The sequence below is a fragment of the Blastococcus sp. SYSU DS1024 genome (genome assembly GCF_054050795.1).
The window spans coordinates 145,177-164,349 of record NZ_JBJHAA010000006.1; the positions used below are offsets into that span (position 1 = coordinate 145,177).

The 19,173-nt window shown below is 75.0% G+C and carries 16 protein-coding genes; 10 read left to right on the forward strand and 6 right to left on the reverse strand.

Features of this window, described 5'->3' with window-relative positions; translation table 11 throughout:
* Nucleotides 1-83 precede the first annotated feature (83 nt).
* The 4 genes from ACI79S_RS07965 (at nt 84) to ACI79S_RS07980 (ending at nt 5,683) form a co-directional block, all read left to right on the forward strand.
* A complete protein-coding gene (locus ACI79S_RS07965) occupies nt 84-1,049 on the forward strand; it encodes a glycosyltransferase (RefSeq protein WP_456592906.1) in 966 nt (321 codons plus the stop codon).
* A complete protein-coding gene (locus ACI79S_RS07970) occupies nt 1,046-2,083 on the forward strand; it encodes a glycosyltransferase family 4 protein (RefSeq protein WP_456592907.1) in 1,038 nt (345 codons plus the stop codon). Before ACI79S_RS07965 ends, ACI79S_RS07970 begins: the two co-directional genes overlap by 4 nt.
* A gap of 150 nt (nt 2,084-2,233) precedes the next feature.
* A complete protein-coding gene (locus ACI79S_RS07975; protein ID WP_456592908.1) occupies nt 2,234-3,913 on the forward strand; it encodes a polysaccharide biosynthesis tyrosine autokinase in 1,680 nt (559 codons plus the stop codon).
* Between the two features lie 261 nt (nt 3,914-4,174).
* On the forward strand, nt 4,175-5,683 hold the full coding sequence (locus ACI79S_RS07980; RefSeq protein ID WP_456592909.1) for a sugar transferase: 1,509 nt from the start codon (nt 4,175-4,177) through the stop codon (nt 5,681-5,683).
* Here ACI79S_RS07980 and ACI79S_RS07985 read toward each other — a convergent pair.
* Both ACI79S_RS07985 and ACI79S_RS07990 read right to left on the reverse strand, forming a co-directional pair.
* Complete coding sequence (locus ACI79S_RS07985; protein ID WP_456592910.1) at nt 5,677-6,789, reverse strand: glycosyltransferase family 4 protein; 1,113 nt, start codon at nt 6,787-6,789, stop codon at nt 5,677-5,679. The genes ACI79S_RS07980 and ACI79S_RS07985 overlap by 7 nt on opposite strands.
* Before the next feature lie 10 nt (nt 6,790-6,799).
* Entirely contained in the window at nt 6,800-7,693 is an 894-nt protein-coding gene (locus ACI79S_RS07990; RefSeq protein ID WP_456592911.1) for an ATP-grasp fold amidoligase family protein, read from the reverse strand.
* 193 nt (nt 7,694-7,886) lie between these two features.
* Between ACI79S_RS07990 and ACI79S_RS07995 the strand changes: the two genes are divergently transcribed.
* Nucleotides 7,887-8,693, forward strand: coding sequence for an arsenate-mycothiol transferase ArsC (locus tag ACI79S_RS07995; RefSeq protein WP_456592912.1), 807 nt, complete (start codon nt 7,887-7,889; stop codon nt 8,691-8,693).
* Here ACI79S_RS07995 and ACI79S_RS08000 read toward each other — a convergent pair.
* Nucleotides 8,690-8,860, reverse strand: coding sequence for a hypothetical protein (locus tag ACI79S_RS08000; RefSeq protein ID WP_456592913.1), 171 nt, complete (start codon nt 8,858-8,860; stop codon nt 8,690-8,692). The two genes, ACI79S_RS07995 and ACI79S_RS08000, sit on opposite strands and share 4 nt — an antisense overlap.
* 283 nt (nt 8,861-9,143) lie before the next feature.
* Here ACI79S_RS08000 and ACI79S_RS08005 point away from each other — a divergent pair, with 283 nt between their 5' ends.
* Nucleotides 9,144-10,328, forward strand: a complete 1,185-nt coding sequence (locus tag ACI79S_RS08005) for a hypothetical protein (RefSeq protein WP_456592914.1) — start codon at nt 9,144-9,146, stop codon at nt 10,326-10,328.
* 56 nt (nt 10,329-10,384) lie between these two features.
* Here ACI79S_RS08005 and ACI79S_RS08010 read toward each other — a convergent pair whose 3' ends face one another.
* Both ACI79S_RS08010 and ACI79S_RS08015 read right to left on the reverse strand, forming a co-directional pair.
* Nucleotides 10,385-11,890, reverse strand: a complete 1,506-nt coding sequence (locus ACI79S_RS08010) for a sugar transferase (RefSeq protein WP_456592915.1) — start codon at nt 11,888-11,890, stop codon at nt 10,385-10,387.
* Nucleotides 11,891-12,034: 144 nt separating this feature from the next.
* Nucleotides 12,035-13,315 (reverse strand): hypothetical protein, encoded by a 1,281-nt coding sequence (locus ACI79S_RS08015; protein ID WP_456592916.1) that lies wholly within the window; start codon nt 13,313-13,315, stop codon nt 12,035-12,037.
* 308 nt (nt 13,316-13,623) lie between these two features.
* Here ACI79S_RS08015 and rfbB point away from each other — a divergent pair, with 308 nt between their 5' ends.
* From rfbB to ACI79S_RS08035, 4 genes are all read left to right on the forward strand, one after another.
* A complete protein-coding gene (rfbB, locus tag ACI79S_RS08020; protein WP_456592917.1) occupies nt 13,624-14,637 on the forward strand; it encodes a dTDP-glucose 4,6-dehydratase in 1,014 nt (337 codons plus the stop codon).
* Nucleotides 14,634-15,479, forward strand: a complete 846-nt coding sequence (locus ACI79S_RS08025) for an SDR family oxidoreductase (RefSeq protein WP_456592918.1) — start codon at nt 14,634-14,636, stop codon at nt 15,477-15,479. Before rfbB ends, ACI79S_RS08025 begins: the two co-directional genes overlap by 4 nt.
* A gap of 75 nt (nt 15,480-15,554) precedes the next feature.
* Nucleotides 15,555-16,412, forward strand: a complete 858-nt coding sequence (locus tag ACI79S_RS08030) for a hypothetical protein (protein ID WP_456592919.1) — start codon at nt 15,555-15,557, stop codon at nt 16,410-16,412.
* A gap of 166 nt (nt 16,413-16,578) precedes the next feature.
* Complete coding sequence (locus tag ACI79S_RS08035; protein WP_456592920.1) at nt 16,579-17,127, forward strand: phosphatase PAP2 family protein; 549 nt, start codon at nt 16,579-16,581, stop codon at nt 17,125-17,127.
* A gap of 627 nt (nt 17,128-17,754) precedes the next feature.
* Here ACI79S_RS08035 and ACI79S_RS08040 read toward each other — a convergent pair.
* On the reverse strand, nt 17,755-18,372 hold the full coding sequence (locus ACI79S_RS08040) for a sugar transferase (RefSeq protein ID WP_456592921.1): 618 nt from the start codon (nt 18,370-18,372) through the stop codon (nt 17,755-17,757).
* Between the last annotated feature and the right edge of the window lie 801 nt (nt 18,373-19,173).

Genomic DNA, 19,173 nt, shown 5'->3' on the forward strand with positions numbered 1-19,173 from the left:
GCGGGAGCGAGCGCGCTCCCGCCCCCCATTACGCTTCGGGAGTGCCACCACGACGGGATCGAGACGAATCAGCAGCTGAGAGGGTGGAGCTGTCCGCCGCGCTCGGCGGCAAGCGCGCGCTCCTGGTCGCCTCGACCGGTGGTCACCTGGCGCAGATCGTCCGGTGGGCGGAGCGCTTCGACCTCCAGCCGGATTCGGTCTTCGCCACGTTCGAGTCCGAGCAGAGCCGGTCGTTGCTGGGCGGACGCCGCGTGGTCACTCTCGACTACGTGCCTCCGCGCGGCCTGGCGCCGGCGGCCCGCGCCGCCGTCCGGCTGTACCGGGAGACCCGCCGCGAGCCCTTCGACGTCGTCCTGAGCACCGGAGCCGCGGTCGGTCTCTCCGCCTACGCGGTCGCGCAGCTGCGGCGCATCCCGTTCGTCTACATCGAGAGCGTGTCCCGCTTCGACGGGCCCTCGGCCACCGGCCGCATCCTCGAGCGGCTGCCGCGGGTGCAGCGCTACTGCCAGCACACCGCGTGGGCCGACCGCCCCGGCTGGCAGCTCGGGCCCTCGCTCCTCGACGACTACACCGCCGTCCCGGATCCCGACCGCGCTCCCCGGAGCGGCGAGGGACGCCGCATCTTCGTCAGCCTCGGCACCATCAAGCCGTTCCGCTTCGACGCGCTCGTCGACGCGGTGCGGAGCGGGTTGCGGCCCGGCGACACCGTCACCTGGCAGCTGGGCGTCACGACGCGCGACGACCTGCCGGGTGACGTGAACCAGGAGATGCGCGCGGAGGACTTCGACCGCCTGGTGGTGGAGAGCGACGTCTTCGTCACCCACGCCGGCGTGGGCACCCTCATGCGCGCCCTCGAGCTGGGCGTCCGGCCCGTCGTCGTCCCGCGGGTGGCCGGGCGCGGTGAGCACGTCGACGACCACCAGCTGCAGGTGGCCCGGGAGCTCGCCGAGCGCGGGCTGGTCCTGCTGCGCGCGCCCGGGGAGCTGACCGCCGCAGAGCTCGACCCCTCCGGCGTGGTGATCCGCCGAGCCGGGGACACGCCGGCGTGAGCCGCCCGTCGCGGCCCGCGCTGCGCGTCACGCAGATCGGCAACGCGTCGGAGGGGCGCGGCGGTGTCTCCTCCGTGGTGCGCACGATGAACACCTGGAGCGGCGAGGACCTCGTCGTCCGCGAGTGGCCCTCCTACTGGCACGGGGACCGGCGGCGCACCCTCGCCACGTTCGCCCGGACGGCGCTGAAGGTGCTGACCAGCCGGGTGCAGCCCACCGACGTCTGGCACTTCCACCTGACCCAGTACGGCTCCTTCCTCCGCGAGGGGCTGCTGCTCGGCATCGCCCGTCGGCGCGGGGTCTGCTGCACCGTCCTCGTGCACGGCTCGCAGTTCGTCGCGTTCGCCGAGGGCAACCGCCGGCTGGCCCGGCTGGTGCTGCGCTGGCCGGCAGTGGTGTTCGTCCTCACCGAACCGGCGGCGGAGGTCCTGCGCTCCCTCGGCATCGACGCCGTCCGGGTGGCCAACTCCGTGCCGATCGAGGACGCCCCGGTCGCCGACGGCCGCTCGGGGTTCGTCTTCGCCGGGGAGGTCGGGCCGCGCAAGGGCGCCGACGTCCTCCTCGACGCCTGGGCGACGGCCCGGCCGGCCGGCCAGCAGCTGGTCTTCTTCGGCGACCTCGCTCCCCAGTTCCGGCTGCCCGAGCCGCTCCCCGACGGGGTGGTGTTCGAGGGCCCCGTCGCGCCGGAGCAGGTGCGCGCCCGGCTGCGGACGGCGCTCGCGCTCGTGCTGCCCAGCCGGGCGGAGGCCATGCCGATGATCATCCTCGAGTCGATGAGCCTGGCGACGCCGGTCATCGCCAGCGACGTCGGCCAGATCGCCGAGGTGGTCGACGACACGGGGATGGTCGTGCCCCCGGCCGACCCCGAGGCGCTCGGGGCGGCGCTGCGCCAGATGGCCGATTCCCCGGAACTCGCCCTGTCGCTGGGGCGCCGCGCGTGGGACCGGGTGCGGGCCCGGCACTCGAACGACGTCGTCAAGCGCAGGTTCGTCGAGCACTGGCAGAGGTGCGTCGGCCATGGCCCGTCCGGGTGACGCTTCCCCCGGATTCCCGGGACGATATCTAGCCTGGACGGCCCAGCAACTGCTTGAGTCGGCTGCGACGGCAGGGCGCGGGCCCGTGCGATGTCCGCGACCGCCCGCAGCTCACGGCAGTGAGCGTCGATCATCGGAGACGAGGAAGTAGTGGATCTCAGAGACACCATCGCGGCCTTCCGCGCCGGGTGGTTCCTGCCCGTCATCGGGATGATCCTGGGCGGCGCGGTCGGGGCCGGCACCACCCAGGCGATGACGCCGACGTACACGTCGTCGGCTCAACTCTGGGTGACGTCGACGGACGCCAGCTCCACCACCGCCGCGTTCCAGGGCACCCAGTTCGCCGAGAGCCGGGTGCCCTCCTACGTCGAGATCCTCGGCAGCGAGGTCCTGGCCGACTCCGTCATCGACCGCCTCGACCTCGACCTCACGGCGGCGCAGCTGCAGGAGCGGGTCGAGGCCTCGGTGCGGCCGGACACCACCGTCCTGGACATCGTCGTGACCGACACCTCGGCCGAGCGTGCCCGCGACATCGCCGTGGCGGTCGCCGCCGAGTTCACCGAGCTGGTGCTGGCGGTCGAGGAGACCACGACGACGCCCACCGACCCCGACGAGGTGCCGGTGACGACCGTGCCGGTGGAGATCCAGCCTTTGGGCACCCCGGCGATCGCGGAGGAACCCGCCTCCCCGAACCTCGTCGCCAACACCGCCGTCGGCGTGCTCATCGGCCTGCTCGTCGGCCTCGTGCTGGCCTACGCGCGGGTGCGGATGGACCGCTCGGTGCGCGATGCGAAGGTCGCCGCCGCGGCGGCCGGCGTCCCGGTGATCGGGGCCGTCGCCCGCGATCGGCAGCTCGCCTCCCAGCACGTGCTCGAGCGGCACAGCCGGTCGGGCAACGCCGAGGCGTTCCGGCAGCTGCGCACCAACCTCCAGTTCCTCGACGTCGACCAGCCGCCGCGCGTGATCATGGTGTCCAGCGCGGCCGGCGCGGAGGGCAAGACCACCCTCGCCGTCAACCTGGCCGTCACGCTGGCCGAGGGCGGCCACCGGGTGGCGTTGGTCGACTCCGACCTGCGGCACCCCCGGGTGGTCGAGTACCTCGGGCTGTCCGACGGCGCGGGGCTCACCAGCGTCCTGGCCGGCACCGCGGAGCTCGACGACGTCCTCCAGTCCTACGACAACGGCCGGCTGGCGGTGCTCGGCGCCGGATCGATCCCGCCGAACCCGAGCGAGCTGCTCGCGTCGGGCAAGCTGCTCGGCGTGGTGGACCGGCTGCGCGCCACCCACGACTTCGTCGTCTTCGACACTCCGCCGCTGCTGCCGGTCGCCGACGGCAGCGCCGTCGCGGTGGCCATGGACGGCGTCCTCCTGGCCGTCCGCCAGGGGAAGACCCGGCAGGACGAGCTGGAGCGGGCAGCGGCGGTGCTCGACCGGGTCGGCGCGAGGAGGCTCGGGGTGGTCCTCACCCACGCCCCGGCGTCGGCGCTGCCGCAGGCGTCCGGCTATCAGGGGGAGCCCCCCACGGAGCCCGAGCCCAAGCTCCGGCCCGCCGCCGCCCAGGAGACCCCCCAGGCGCCGGGTGAACGGAGCGGGGACGGCGGCGGGACCGAGCCCGCGCGAGCGACGACGCGGGAGGCGCCGGCGGCGGCACCGCGCCCCGACGTGCCGGCAGCGACGCGCCCCGACGTGCCGGCAGCGACGCGCCCCGACGTGCCGCCCCCGCCGGCGGGGGCGACGCGGCCCGCGGTGCCGAAGGATCCGGCGACCACCGAGATCCCCGCCGTCGGCTCCACCGCGCCCCGGCATTCGGACTCGACGACCCGGGGCTGAGCCGTTCGCGCCACGGGCGAGCGTGCGAAGTGACGGGCGTCGCTGACAGGGTGTGACCGGCGGCCTCCGTTACGTACTGTCACGTCGTGAGCGCGACATATCGGCCCTGAGCAGTTAACGTCGTGCTCGGCGGCTCGACCGGCCGGTGCAATGGTGCCCGGCCGCTCATGCGTGCTCACTCTCCGTACAGGTGAGCGAGGCGGTGTGTTGGCGGGTTCGCCACCACGACGACCAGACGCACCCAGGGGGCTCGGTATCTCGATGCAGGTTGCTCACGAACAGACCACTCGTGAGGTGCTGCCGGCGAAGGTGCGGACCCGCTTCTACGGCCTCCGCCGCCTCCGCGGCGAGGGCACCGAGGCGCGACGGGCGTGGCGCGCAGCCTACGTCCGGAGCATCGTCCTCGGTGATGCGGTCTGCGCCGTGCTCGCGGCCACGATCGGCTACTTCGTCCGGTTCGGCACCGATGTCGACGGCGCGGCCCAGTACTCGCTGTGGGCCGCCGTGCTCCTGCCCGTCCTGTGGCTGGCCGCCATGCACGTCGGCCGCAGCTACGAGGAGCGCTTCCTCTGGGTCGGCGCCGAGGAGTTCCGGCGGGTCCTGCACTCCGCCGCGGTCCTGCTGGCCGTCGTGGCCGTGGTCTCGTGGGGGCTGGACCTGCGCGTCGCCCGCGGCTTCGTCGTCGTCGCACTCCCGCTCGCCGCGGTGCTCACCCTGCTGCACCGCTACGTGCGCCGGCAGGCGCTGCACCGGGCCCGCACCGGCGGGGCGTTCCAGCAGACGACGGTCATCGTCGGGCACCGCAACGCGGTGGCCTCGCTGCACGCCGAGCTCGACCGCGCCGCCTACCACGGCTACCGGGTCATCGGGTGCTGCCTGCCCGACGGCAAGGCGGCCGACGTGCCCACCGACTTCGACGGCCTGCCCGTCCTCGGCGGCCTCGACGAGGTGCTCGACGTGGTGAAGCGGTACGAGGTCGACACCGTCGCCGTCATGCCCTGCCCGGAGCTGGACGGGCCGTCGCTGCGCCGGCTCGGCTGGGAGCTGGAGAAGACCGAGGCCGAGCTGCTGCTCGCCCCGGCCGTCACCGAGGTCGTCGGGCCGCGGGTGGCCATCCGCCCCGTGTGCGGGCTGCCGCTGCTGCACGTCGAGCGGCCCGAGCTGCGCGGGGTGCGCCGGCTGGCCAAGACGGTCGTCGACACCTCCCTCGCCGCCGTCGCGCTGCTCCTGACGTTCCCGCTGTTCCTCGTCATCGGGCTGGCCCTGAAGACGACCAGCCGGGGCCCGGTGTTCTTCAAGCAGACCCGCGTCGGCCGCGACGGTCAGACGTTCTCCATGCTCAAGTTCCGCAGCATGGTGCAGGGCGCCGACCGGATGGCCGAGGTGCTCGAGGCCGACAACGACGGCAACGGCGTCCTCTACAAGCGCAAGGCCGACCCGCGGGTGACGCGGGTCGGGCGGGTGCTGCGCCGCTACTCCCTCGACGAGCTGCCGCAGCTGATCAACGTGCTGCGCGGCGACATGAGCCTGGTCGGCCCGCGCCCGCCGCTGCCCAGCGAGACCGAGCGCTACGGCTTCGACATGCGCCGCCGCTTCCTGGTCAAGCCGGGCATCACCGGGCTGTGGCAGATCAGCGGCCGCTCGGACCTCTCCTGGGACGACTCCGTGCGCATCGACGTCCGCTACGTGGAGAACTGGTCGCTGAGCTTCGACATGATGATCCTCTGGAAGACCCTGGGGGCCGTCCTCCGCGGGCGCGGCGCCTACTGACCGGCGGCCGCCGTCCGCCACGTGGCGCGGATGTCGGCGTACATGGTGCGGGCGTCGAAGCCGGCCACCCACGTCTCGTAGGCGGCCTGGGCCATCTGGTCGCGCAGCTGCGGATCGGCCAGCAGGCGCACCAGGTGCTCGGCGAGGGCGTCGACGTCGCCCGGGGGGACGAGGAATCCGTTCCGCCCGGAGGTGACCAGCTCCTCCATGGCGCCGACCGGTGTCGTCACGGCGGGAATGCCCTGGGACATCGCCTCGATGACCACCATCGGCAGTCCTTCGGCGTGGCTGGGCAGGGCCAGCAGGTACGCCTCGCGCAGCAGGGTCTGGGCCTGGGCCCGGGGGAGCGACCCCGCGTAGGTGATGCGGCCGGGGCGGGCCCGGACCGCCTCCTCCACGAGCGCGACGACGCGGGGCTCGGCCGGGGGGCCGGCGAGGACCAGCTCCACGTCGGGGAGGGCGTCGAGCCGCTCGAACGCGCGCAGCAGCTCCGGCACGCCCTTGGACTCGTCGATCCGCCCGAGCAGCACCACCCGCCGCGGGCGGTCCGCCGGCCATGGCACGACCGGGGGTGCGCCGTCCGCCACGCCGTTGTGCACGACGTGCACCCGCGCCGCGGGAACGCCCAGCTCCTCGGAGACCAGCCGGGCCCAGGGCTTGCCCAGGACGACCACGTACGCCGCGCGCTGGAAGAACCGGTCGACCCGGCGCTTCGCGGCCGGTGAGAGCGTCGCGAGGAAGTCCCGGTACCCGGCGCCGTGCAGGTGGATGCCGTAGGGCAGGCCACGCAGCGCGCACGCCTGCGCGACCGCCATCTTCCGCCAGGTGCTGCCGCGGCTGGCGACGTGCAGGTGGACGACGTCGGCGCGCGTCGTGGCGGCCGTCGCCAGGCAGCGGGCGAACGCCACGGCCCGCTGCGGGGCGGGGCCGATCCCACCGGAGTCCACGACCCGCAGCTGCAGGGGGGTGGCGCTGAGGCGGTTCTGGGTCTCCAGCTCGGCGACGACCGAGGCCATGCCGCCGGGCTGCCCGCCGGTCGGGCCGACGCTCAGGACCCGGAGCGCGCCGTCGACGTCGTCGTCGGGGCCGGTTGTTCCGTTCCGCATCGTGCCCGGCTCACCGCCCCGCGACGTCGTCGAGGTCGGGCAGCGTCCACTGCTCCCCGAGCCAGGCGTCGAAGCTGGGCGGCTCGAACGGCAGCACGCCTCCGCCGGGGTACGGCGTGAACTCGCTGAACCAGATGGTGCCGTCGACGTTGTAGAGGTCGACCCGCATGAAGTCGAAGTCGCGGCCGAGCACCTCCGCCGCGTGGTTCAGGGCGGCCAGGTTCTCCGGCGGGGGGCCGGGCTCGCCGCTGCCGAGGGCGGTCGCCACGTGCAGCGGCTCCCAGTCGGCCGTGTAGAAGGTGCGCGAGTGCTGCTTGGTGAACCGGCCCGTGTCGACCGACACCGCGGCGATCTTGCCGTCGAAGACCAGGTACTTGTAGTCGTCGGGCGGCGTCACGCCGTCGCCGATGGCCTCCTCGATGACGTAGAGGGGCCGCGCCTCGCTGTACGCCCACTCGCCGAGCAGGACGCTCTGGTCGTCGCGCAGCCAGGTCCTCGTCGCCGCGATCGTCCGGGCGTCGACCGACTCCTTCGCGCTGCCGAAGCGCACCAGGCCGCTGCGGTGGTTGGGCTTGAGCACCCAGGGGCGGTCGAACATCCGGCCGGCCACCTCGGTGAGGTCGGTGCCCGACCAGAAGGTCTCCGGCACCGAGATGCCGGCCTCCTCCCGCACCTGGGCCGCGTGGTCCTTCATCGCCAGCTTGTCGCAGGTCCAGGCCAGCAGCGGGCGCCGGTCGTGGAGGATCCGCCAGTTGATCTTCTCGCCGAACGTCTGCGGATCGCGCAGCCGCGGCAGCCGCCCGTGCCCGGCCAGGTACAGGTACCGCCGCCGGAGGGGGAGGGGCAGGAGGCCGGCGACCCTGCGGTGAGCCGGCTGGAAAACGTGTCGGAGGCTCTCGTTCAAGCCGCTCCGGGGCATCCTGACCCCTTCTGGTGTGAGACGTGGGCACGCCGGCTGGTGTCTGCTCCCGGGCGTCCGATCCGGCGTCCGGTGTCGCGGCGAGCCTAGTACCCGGGGATCAGGGGGGCCTTCCCGCGCAGTGCAACCACCCCATCGGAGGTGTCGGGGAACCGGCAGCACCGCCCACACTGGTGCCGTGCCCGACCAGCAACCGCCCGCGAGCCCCGTCACCGTCCTGCTGGTGTGCACCGGGAACATCTGCCGCTCCGCCCTGGGGCAGGGGCTGGGGCAGGCCTACCTGCGCGAACTCCTCGGGCCGGCGGTGTCCGACGTCCGGCTGGTCAGTGCGGGCACGCGCGCGGTCGCCGGCTCGCGGATGCACCCCCACAGCGCGCTGGTCCTCGCCGGGCTCGGCGGGGACCCCGAGGGGTTCGTGGCCCGCCAGCTGGAGCCCGGGATGGTCGCCGAGGCGGACCTGGTCCTCGCCCTGACCCGCGACCACCGCCGCGACGTGCTGGGGCTCGTGCCCCGGGCCCTGGCGCGCACGTTCACCCTGCGGGAGGCCGCGGCCCTGCTCGACGCCCTCGACGACCGGCGGCCCGAGGGGGACGGCTTCGCCGACCGCGTCCGCGCGCTGGTCGCCGCCCTGGCCGCGGCGCGCCCCGGGCGCAGCGGCGGGGAGGACGATGACATCGCCGACCCGATCGGCCGTTCCCTGCAGGGGCACGAGGAGGTGGGGCAGGCGGTGGCCGAGGCGCTGCTGCCGGTGCTGGCCGCCCTGGCCGCCCTGCACCCGTCGCTCGACGACGCGGCCGTGCCCGATTCCCTGGGGGCCACCGCGCACGTCGATCGCGGCGGGGCCCATGCGGCCGGCAGCCACCCGTCCGGCGAGGGCGGCCCGACCGCGGACGGCTCCGCACCGGTGGAGGGGCGGCCCGGGCGTCCCGCGCGGCGTTCCTTCGGCGTCCTGGGCTTCCGCCGGCGCGCCGGCTCCGGTTCCTAGCGAGGGGTGATCGGGGAGGCCGTCCACTCCGCGGGCACGAAGTCCGGCACCGGCGGGGTACCCGGCGCCTGCCGGCGGTCGGCCACGCGGACCGCCCGGCCGATGGCGAGCGCCAGGAGGCCGGCCAGCGTCATCCAGGCGGTCGCGAGGACCAGTACCCACGTCATGGGACCTTCCTAGGCGGGCCGCTCCCGGCGGGCCCGCTACGACGCGGGCAGAACCTGCCGAAAAAGTTCGTCCCCGCATGTTCGGGTGTCCGCGCAGGTGGGGCCGCGAGTCGCTTAGCAGAACCGGAGACGGCTCGCCGCAAGGCCGGAAGAATTCACTCGAACGGGCTTGGCGTTATGTAACCGTGACGCTACGGTCTGTCGCGTGTCACGAACCGCTCACCGACAGTGGCGAAACAACCGGCCCCGCCGCAGGCGTCTCTCCCGACGTCGGCTGGCGCAGTTGTCCCTCGCCCTGGTCGGCATCCTCCCCCTCAGCTACCCACTCGTGCAGGACCAGCGGGTCGACGTCGTCGCGAGCCAGTCCACGCAGGCCGCAGAGACCCGGGACGCCCGCCCCGCCGCGCAGCCCCCCGTCGGTGCCCCGCCGGCCGGCCAGGCCCCGGCCCCCGCCGGTACCCAGACGCAGGCCCCGGTCCGGACCGAGCAGCCGGCCCCGGTCGCCGATTCCCGCACCGGCACGCGCCCCGCCGGCCAGACGGCCACCGCTCCCACGACGCCCGCTCCGGTCCCCGCGACCACGCAGCCCGCGACCACCCCCGCGCAGCCCGTCACCGCTCCCGCGAGCGGCCCCCTCAGCTGGGCCCCGCCGGCCGGCTGGCAGAACTACCCGGTCACCAGCATCACCTCGACGACCTCCGTGACCACGGTCAGCGGCAACGGCGGCGACGTGCTCGTCAAGCTCCCCGCCGACCGTCCCGCAGCGCCGGTCATCATCGCCAACTGCCGCAACGCCGTGATCATGGGCGGGCAGATCACCGTCCTGCCGACCGCGCGGATCGGAACCGACGACCAGCGCGCCATCTACGTGCACAAGTGCACCGGCACGGTGCACATCGAGGGCGTGCACATCAACGGCAACGTCAACGGCTCCCAGGCCGACGGCATCGCCGTGAACGCCCCCGAGGCCACCGTGCAGATCCAGAACGTCCGGATGGACGCCCTGCGCGGCACGTACTCGGTGAACCACGCCGACGTCTTCCAGCCGTGGGGCGGGGTCAAGGAGTACCGGATCGACCGGCTCACCGGCTCCACCAACTACCAGGGCATCCAGGTCCGCCAGGACCTCGGGGCCATCAGCAAGGGCACCATCCGGAACACCAACGTCGGCAGCTCCGAGGTGAACCCGATCGAGCGGGGCGGGCAGTTCATCCGCATCGACTGCAACACCTACCCGCTGGCGCTCGAGAACGTGTACATCAACCCGCGCTCCGGCCGCGACATGGGCTACAGCGTGTGGCCGCAGACCGATGACCGCAGCTGCCCCGCGAAGATCAGCAACGGCGTCGTCTCGTGGCCGTCGATCGGGAACCTGAGCGGCACCCTCACCCAGGGCAAGCCCGCGTCGGGTGACTTCGTCCCGGCCGGTTCCGTCGGCCTGGGGTACGTCTCTCCCGGCTACCGCTGACCTGACCTCGAGGGGCGGGTGCCGCGCAGGATGCGCGGTGCCCGCCCTTCGTCGTCCTAGTAGGCCCCGCGTCCGGTGACCACCGCCCCCACCGTCCGCCACAGGATCATCAGGTCCAGCATGAGGGACCAGTTCTCCACGTAGTGGATGTCCAGCCGCACCGAGTCCGTCCAGGACAGGTCGGACCTGCCGCTCACCTGCCACAGCCCGGTCAGGCCGGGCTTGACCACCAGCCGGCGGCTCATCTCCACCCCGAACCGCTCGACCTCCGACGGCAGCGGCGGGCGGGGGCCGACCATCGACATCTCCCCGCGGAGGACGTTGAGCAGCTGCGGCAGCTCGTCGAGCGAGTACCGCCGCAGGAACCGGCCCACCCGCGTCACCCGCGGATCGCGCCGCATCTTGAACAGCACGCCGTTGCCGTCGTTCACCGAGGCCAGGCGGGCGACCAGCCGGTCGGCCCCGACGTGCATGCTGCGGAACTTCAGCATCGGGAACCGGCGCCCGTCGCGGCCCACCCGCACCTGGCGGTAGAACGCCGGCCCCGGGCTGTCGAGCTTGACGGCCAGGGCGACGACGAGCAGGAGCGGGGTCAGCAGCAGCAGGAGCAGGGCGGCGCAGGACCGGTCGAAGGACTCCTTCACCAGCCGGTGGAGGCCGCGCAGCTCGGGCCGCTCCATCTGCAGCAGGGAGAGCCCGCAGACCGGGCGCACCCGGATGCGCGGGCCGGCGACCTCGGAGACCGACGGCGCGAGCAGCAGGTCGGCCTGCGTCTTCTCCAGCTCCCAGCCCAGCCGGCGCAGCGCCGCGCCGTCCAGCTCCGGGCACGGCAGGACGGCCACGGTGTCCACCTCGTACCGCTCGACGACGTCGACCACCTCGTCGAGGCCGCCGAGCACCGGCAGGCCGACGGGGCCGCCGCGGGCGCCGGAGCGCGCGGGCAGGCAGCAGCCGATCACGGAGTAGCCCTGGTCGACCTCCCGGTGCAGCTGCTCCCGGAGCGCGGCCACGCCGTTGCGGTGGCCGACGAGCAGCGTCGTCTGCTGGAACCGGCCGCGGGCCCGCTGCCGGCGGAGCCAGGACCGGTGCGCCTGGCGGTGCGCGAGGGTGAGCGCGGTGGCCAGCGGGAGGGCGACGACGACGAAGCCGCGGGCGACCTCCAGCTTCAGGCCCCACGAGACCGTGCCCACCAGGGCCAGCAGGAGGGCGGCGGCGAAGAAGACCCGGCGGAACTCCTCCGGTCCCTCCCAGAGGTAGCGGCTCTCGTAGCTGCGGGCGATCACCATGGCGAGCAGCCAGACGCCGGGCAGGGCGACGGCGATGGCCAGGGACGCGCTGGTGGCACCGACGTCCGGTGGGTGGAAACGGGCGAGCAGACCGCTGCCGGCGGCGGCGGTCGCGCAGAGGGCGTCCCACACGACGAGGCGGCGGACGTAGGGGCCGCGCCAGGCGCGGCGGGCGACGGTGCCGGCCCCGCGCAGCCGGTCGGCCCGCGTCAGCCGCGGCGGCGGCGCGGCACGGTGGTGCGTGACGTGTCCGGACGGGATGGCTTCACTGCTCATAGGGCGAATTCCCTGCGGTGCGAACGGCGATCCGGCGCTCGGCGGGAGAAGGCCACCGGGGCGGGACGCGCGTGCGGAGTCATGGACTGTGCGACGAGCCGATCGACAGACCGGCGGGGCGGGGCAGAGGAAAGCGCGCGCCCGTCAGTCGGGGCTGGCGCCCGGGTCCTCGACGCGGCCGAGGAGGGCGGCGTCGTACCCGCGAGCAGTCCGGATCGAGCCGGCGAGAGAGGCGGGGAAACCTGCGTCGAGCACTGCCAGCGCGGCGTCCGCGTGGTCGGTGTGGCCGGCGCCGTAGGACGCGCTGCCGGAGGCGGTGGTCGCGCCGGGGCCTCCAGGACCGCTCGCGGGAACCGGCGGCACGGGGGTCGCGGGCGGGCCGGGGTTCCTGGGTCGGGGCGCGGGCGGCGGCGGTGGCGGGGCGGTGTCGCGGGGGGCCTCGGTGACGACCGGAGCGGTGGTGGCGGCCGGAGGGGTCGATGACGCGGAGGGCGTCGGGGAGGAGCCCGACGTCGCCGGCTCCGTCGTCGTGACCGCCTTGTCGCGGGGCGCCGCGGTGGGGTCCGGCGCGGCCGGGGGCACTGTCGGTGCGTCCTGCACCGGCGCCGTCGGCGGCTCCGCTGCGGTCGTGTCGGAAGTGGTCGCCTCGCCGGCGGTCGTGTCGGTGCCGACGGTGTCGGCGTCGATCGCGGCGAGGTCGGTGTCGGTCCCGCTGTCGGTGTCGCTGGTGCCGGTGCCGGTCGTCTCGGTGTCGCTGTCGCCGGTCGTCTCGGTGTCGCCGGTGTCGGTGGTCTCGGTGCCTGTGTCGCTGCCGCTGTCGCTGCCGCTGTCGCTGTCGCTGCCGCTGCCGCTGCCGCTGTTGCTGGGATCAGGGGGGCTGGTCCCGATGGTGGCGGGCTCGCCTGGATCGAGATCTTCCTCGTCGCCGACCGCCCCCGGGTCCCCGTCCGGGAGGTCGTCCCCGGTGCCGGTGCCGGTGCCGGGCTGTTCCTCCTCCGGCGTGGGCGGCGCCACCGGAGGCGCCGGGGGCTCGGCGGGCGGCGGGTCCGCCGGCGCGGGCGGGGGCTCCGTCGGGAGGACGGGCGGGTCCGGAGGGGCCGGCGGTGGATCCACCGGGACGGGTGGGTGGTCGGTCGGGACGACGGGTGTCTCCGCCGGCGGGGGCGGAGGACCGGGCGGGACGTCGGGGGGCGGGTCGGCCGTGCCGTCGGGGGGCGCCACCACGTGGCTGTCGGGTTCCGGCACGGTGGGGGAGTCGGCCCGTGCCGGGTCGCCGGTTGCGGCGAGCAGCGCCCAGCCACCCAGCAGCAGCAGGGCGGTCAGCAGCAGGCGCCGCAGCCAGGCCGCGCGTCCGGGCGGGACGGTGCGCGGCGTGCCGAGGACGTGCGGTCCCGCCAGCGCTTGCGCCGGCCGGCCGATGGACACGCGGCTTCCCCCAGCTCGTCGTCCCTCTGGAACTCCCTCGGTCGAGTGTGGGCACGGGCGACCGGCCCCCGGGTAGCGCGCCGGTTAACAGCCGCCGTTCCCCGGCCCGGCCTCACGCTGCGTCACGTGACGGTCCGGTAGCGGTGGCACGGGTGTGGCGGTCAGCCACGTCGAGTGCCCCCACGATCGGGTTCGTCGGGCTCTGGACCGGCACTGCGTGACGCCAAAGACGACTACGGTCTGGCCTGCACGACGACCCGCCGCAGCGCGGGGCTCGGGCGGCACCGTCGTCCGGACGCGGATCCACGATGGAGGTTCAGCAGGCGATGCGCATGCTCGTCACCGGGGGCGCGGGCTTCATCGGCGCCAACTTCGTGCACCAGACGCTGCGCGAGCACCCCGAGTTCGAGGTCACCGTGCTCGACGCGCTGACCTACGCGGGGAACGAGGCCTCCCTGGCGCCCGTGCGCGACGACATCGAGTTCGTCCACGGCTCGGTCGCCGACGCGGACCTGGTCGACCGGCTGGTGAGCCGCTGCGACGTCGTCGTCCACTTCGCGGCCGAGAGCCACAACGACAACTCGCTGCGCGATCCCTCACCGTTCCTGCAGACCAACGTCGTCGGCACGTTCACGCTGCTCGAGGCGGTGCGCCGGCACGGCGTCCGCTACCACCACATCTCCACCGACGAGGTCTACGGCGACCTGGAGCTGGACGACCCGGCGAAGTTCACGCCGGAGACGCCGTACAACCCGTCCAGCCCCTACTCGTCGACCAAGGCGGGCTCGGACCTGCTGGTGCGGGCCTGGGTGCGCTCCTTCGGCATCCACGCCACCATCTCCAACTGCTCCAACAACTACGGGCCGTACCAGCACGTCGAGAAGTTCATCCCGCGGCAGATCACCAACGTGCTCTCCGGCCTGCGCCCCAAGCTCTACGGCGCGGGCGAGAACGTGCGCGACTGGATCCACGTCGACGACCACAACTCCGCCGTCCACGCGATCCTCGACCGGGGCCGCACCGGTGAGACGTACCTGATCGGCGCCGACGGCGAGAAGAACAACCGCGAGGTGCTCGGCCTCGTCCTCGAGCTGCTCGGCCGGCCGGCCGACGACTTCGACTCGGTCACCGACCGGGCCGGTCACGACCTGCGCTACGCCATCGACGCCACGAAGCTGCGCACCGAGCTCGGGTGGACGCCGCGCTACACCGACTTCCGCGACGGCCTGGCCGCCACCATCGACTGGTACCGGGAGAACACGGCCTGGTGGCGCCCGCTGAAGGAGGGCGTCGAGGCGCAGTACGCGGCCCAGGGGCAGTGAACGCCGTCATCGTCGGCGCCGGCGGGCAGCTCGGCCGCGCGCTGCGGCGCGAGTTCCCCGGCGCCGTGGCGCTGGACCGGGCCGCGCTCGACGTCACCGACGCCGCCGCCGTGCGGGCCTTCGACTGGAGCGGCGTCGACGTCGTGCTCAACGCCGCCGCCTGGACCGCCGTCGACGCCGCGGAGGACCCGGCGAACCTGGCCGCGGTGCGCGCGGTCAACGTCGACGCCGTCGCGCACCTCGCGCACGCCGCCGACCGGGCCGGCGCGGCGCTGGTGCACCTCTCCAGCGAGTACGTCTTCGACGGCACCCATCCCGGCCCGATCCCCGAGGACCTGCCGCCCACGCCGCTGTCGGTCTACGGCCGCAGCAAGGCCGACGGCGACGCCTGCGCCGCCGCCGTCGAGCGGCACTGGCTGGTGCGCACCACCTGGGTGGTGGGGGAGGGGGGCAACTTCGTGCGCACCATGGCCGGCCTCGCCGACCGCGGGATCAGCCCGTCGGTCGTGGACGACCAGATCGGCCGCCCCACCACCGCCGTCGACCTCGCCGCCGGCATCCGCCACCTGGTCGGCACGGGGGCGCCGTACGGCACCTACAACCTCACCGGCGACGGCGAGCCGGTGTCCTGGGCCGACGTCGCCGCGCTGGTCTTCACCGCCCGCGGCCGCTCCGCCGACGACGTCACGCGCGTGAGCACCGCCGAGTACTTCGCCGGGAAGACCGGGATCGCGCCACGACCGCTGAACTCCGTGCTGGACCTGGCCAAGATCCGCGCCGCCGGCTTCCGGCCGGCGCACTGGCGCGAGAGCCTGCGCGACCACCTCACCCACCTCAGCTGACCCCCGCGTCCCGCCGCCCCCGCCACGGGGGACGGATCGGTCAAGTTCGGCCACCCGCGTGCCGATGATCGCCGTGTGTGGTGGGCCTGGATCGTCGGCGGACTGGTCGTCTGGATGGCGATCGCCGTGGTGCTCGGCGTCGTCATCGGCCGGACGATCCGTCACGCGGACGAGCGCGCGGCCGCCTCCTGGGTCGAGCCGGCTCGCGCCCCGCAGCCCGCCGCCGTACGCGCCCGTCGCCGCGCCGTCCCGCTGCCCCCGGTGGGCATCGGGCTGGCCGCCGCCGCGGTGGCGCTCATGGGCACCGGCTTCCTGCTGCGCCTGACCGGGGCCACCGGCACAGCGGCCCGCGCCCTCTCCATGGACGCGCCCTTCTCCCTGCCCCGCCTCTTCGTGGCCGGGCTGTTCGTCGTCGCGGCCCTGGCCGCCGTCGCCGGCGCCGCCCGCAACCCCGGCCGCCGCACCTGGTGGCTGGCCGTCGGGCTGGTCGCGGCCGGCATCGCCTCGGTCAAGGCCGGGGGCACCGTGCACGCCGACGCGATGGCCGGCCTGGACGCCGCCGTCGGCCGCCCCGCCGCCATCGCGCTCAGCGCCCTCGTCGCCCTGGCCGTCGTCGGGGCACTGTTCTTCCTCAGCCGCACCGAGCGACGCGACCGGCGGCGCGTCCTCGGCAGCCTCGCCGGGTACGGCTTTGCCGCGGTCGGGCTCTCCGCCCTCTCCGTCGTCGCCCCCGACTCGCTACGGGTCGCCGCCACCTTCGTCGAGGAGTCCGGCGAGGCGCTGGCCGGTGTGGCCTTCCTGGTCGCCGTCCTCGTCGGTGTCGCGCCGCAGCTGGTGCTCCCCGCCGACTGGGCGCTGCGCCGCACGGACGACGCGCTCGGCATCGAGGCCGCCGACGTGCTCCCCGGCCGGGCCGCCGACCCCACCTCCTGACGGCTGCGGACGCCGCCCGCGGCCGGAGAGGCCGGGCGCGGAGCCTCCCGCAGCCGTGCGGCGCCGCACTGCTGGACGGAGCGCAGGCCGGCCACCGGCCGCGGTGTCGTCCCGGGCCGAGCGCGGACCCGTGGTGGTCGTCGACGCCACCCCCGATACTCGACCGGTGACCTGGGACCTGGCCGTGCTGGAGGCGCTGGCCCGGAACCGCACCGACTGGGCCGACGCCTTCACCCTGGGCCTGATGGCCGCCGGCCAGCCGACGGCCACCTACCTGGCCGCCCTGGTGCTGGCGGTGCTCTTCGCGATCGCGTTCGGTGCCTGGCGGGCGACCGGCGCGGCCGTGCTGGCCACCGTGGCCGCGACCGCGCTCGCCGAGTACGGCAAGGAGTTCATCGGCCGGCCGCGGCCGCCGGCCGAGCTCGCCCTGGTGGCGACCGACGGGTACGCGATGCCGTCGTCCATCGCCGCCCTCACCGCCGGGGCCGCCGTTCCGCTCGTCCTGTGGGGGCTGGCCCGGGCCGACGCCATCGGGCGGCTGGTCGTCGCGGTGCTCGCCGGGGGAGTCCTGCTGGTCGGCGTCAGCATGGTCTACCTCGGTGCGCACTGGGTCAGCGACGTCCTGGCCGGGTGGGCGCTGGGTGCCCTGTTCGGCGTCCTGGCGTTCCGGCTGCTCGAGCGGCTCCCCGGGCGGAGGATCCGGGCGGCCGGCTGATCGGGGCTGCTACTGGTGCCGGTGCAGCGGTGCGCGTCGCCGGGTGGTCGCCGGTGTCCGGGGCGGCGTTCCCGCTCCCTGGCCGCCGGGCTCCTGCCGGGCCGGATCGGTGCCCTTCGCGCCCGCATCGCGCGGGGACCCGGGACGCGGGTGGACCGATCGGGCGACCACCGCGGACGGCCTGCGGCGGGTGCGGCGGCCGGCCGGGCTCGGTGGCAGGGGAGGGCCGGGATCGGCCTGGCCCGCCGCGGTGGCGCCGAGCGGGTCGGTGTCCGTGCGAAGGGCGTGCGCCGGGCGGCGACCCCCCTGGTCGCCGCGGCGGAGGAGCCATCCGGTCAGCAGAGCGAGGGGGAGGGCGAGCGCCGTCCAGGCCAGGGCTGCGATCCACACCCAGTCCATAGGCCTGCCCGATTCACCAGGGGCGTCGTAGCCAGCGAACGCCCGACCCGAGACGCAGATTGTGGCCGCTCTTCTACCCGCCCGGCATGCGATCGACTCCACGGTTCATCCACCGGGGCGCGCGGTCGGGGGGTCGCGGGCGGACCGTCGCCGGGCGGTCGCCCTGTGGTACGTGGTGCAGCACTGGATCACGTGCAGGGTCGGTCGGCTCCGGTCCGCCGGCCGCGGTCACCGCCAGCCGAGGCGCACCGGCGACCCGCCCCGGGCGATGTCGAGCAGGGCCGGGAGCTCGTCGAGGCGGAGCGCACGCAGCAGCTGCCCGACCCGCGTCGTGCGGGCTTCCGGCGCGGGTGATCCCGCGGTCGTCCGGAACTGCAGGGCGGGGTACGGGCGGCCGTCGGCGCCCCGCCGGTCCTGCCGGACCAGGACGGGGCCGGGGCCGGACAGCCACACCACCAGGGCGATCAGCAGCAGGGCGGGCAGCAGGGCGACGGCCACGAGCGCCGCCAGGGACCGGCCTGCTGCGTTCGGCAACCGCGCCAGCGCGCCGGCGGCCAGCAGGAGGCTGCCCAGGACCAGCCAGTGCAGCCGTGGTGTGCCGGGGTCGGAGACCAGCGTGAACAGGCACACCGCGATACCGAGCCCGGTGAGGACCGGGGCGGCCGGGTCGACGTCCGACAGGCCGCGACGGGTGGGACGCGGCGCGAGCTCGCCGGAACTCCGGTGGGCGGTCGGTCGGGTGCCCGGCTCGCTGTCGGCGGACCGGGTGCATGCGCTGGCCCGGCGGTGCACCGGTCCACCCGGCGGGTGGGCCAGCGCGCGGTGGAGAAATCTGGAGTGCCGCATGGTGAGACGGTCCTTCGGCAGATGCGCTGAGGCGCGGGAGGTGGTCAGCGGGCGGGAGGCCACGTCGGGAGGACGGGCCGCCGCGAGGCGTGGCGGAGCGGGGGGCGGTGGGCGTCGCGTGGTCCGGACGCGGGGTGGCGTGTCAGTCGGGGCGCGCGCCGGGGTCGTCGGTGCCGCTGAGCACGCGAGCGGGGACCTGGGAGGTCAGCCGGGCCCATGCGCGGTCCTGCGTCGCCGCGAGGACGCCGTCCACGACGGCCAGCTGGCCGCTGGCGGTTCCTGCGCTGCTGCCCGAGCCCGAGAGGGAGGTCGTCGCACAGCCGGAGCCGCCGGGCGCCGGCTGCCCGGGGGTGGCCGGGGAGGGCGCCGGGGGCGGTGGGGGTGGTGACACCGGCTGGGCGGGCGAGGACGGGAGGGTGCTTCCGTGCGGCGCGTGGTCCGGCGACGAGGACACCGTCTGCGGCGGAGCCTTCCGCTCGGACGGTGATGCTGACGGGGCGGCGTGCCCGGCCGCTCCCAGGGCGAGGTCGGCGGGGCTGTCCGCTGCGCCCGTCGCCCGGGGGCGCTCCTGGGGCCACCGGCCGCCCACCGCCGTCGTGCCGTCGTCGAGGGTGACGGCGCAGGGCGTCACTTCCGCGGCAGTCCGACCCTGCCCAGGAACGGAGGGCGGCCCGGAGGTGATCCCGGTTGCCGGCACCGCGGGGGTGACCCCGGTCGTCGTGGGCGGCCCGTCCGGGACGGTCGCAGCCTCGGCGGTGGTCGGCTGCGGGGTGGTCGGCTGCGGGGTGGTCGTGGTGTCGG

Excerpts from the sequence above, each read along its gene's own strand:
- ACI79S_RS08010 (WP_456592915.1), bottom strand. The coding sequence starts at position 11,890 with ATGAGCAGTGAAGCCATCCCGTCCGGACACGTCACGCACCACCGTGCC.
- ACI79S_RS08000 (WP_456592913.1), bottom strand. The coding sequence starts at position 8,860 with ATGACGTGGGTACTGGTCCTCGCGACCGCCTGGATGACGCTGGCCGGC.
- ACI79S_RS07985 (WP_456592910.1), bottom strand. The coding sequence starts at position 6,789 with ATGCGGAACGGAACAACCGGCCCCGACGACGACGTCGACGGCGCGCTC.
- rfbB (WP_456592917.1), top strand. The coding sequence starts at position 13,624 with ATGGAGGTTCAGCAGGCGATGCGCATGCTCGTCACCGGGGGCGCGGGC.
- ACI79S_RS08040 (WP_456592921.1), bottom strand. The coding sequence starts at position 18,372 with ATGCGGCACTCCAGATTTCTCCACCGCGCGCTGGCCCACCCGCCGGGT.
- ACI79S_RS07980 (WP_456592909.1), top strand. The coding sequence starts at position 4,175 with ATGCAGGTTGCTCACGAACAGACCACTCGTGAGGTGCTGCCGGCGAAG.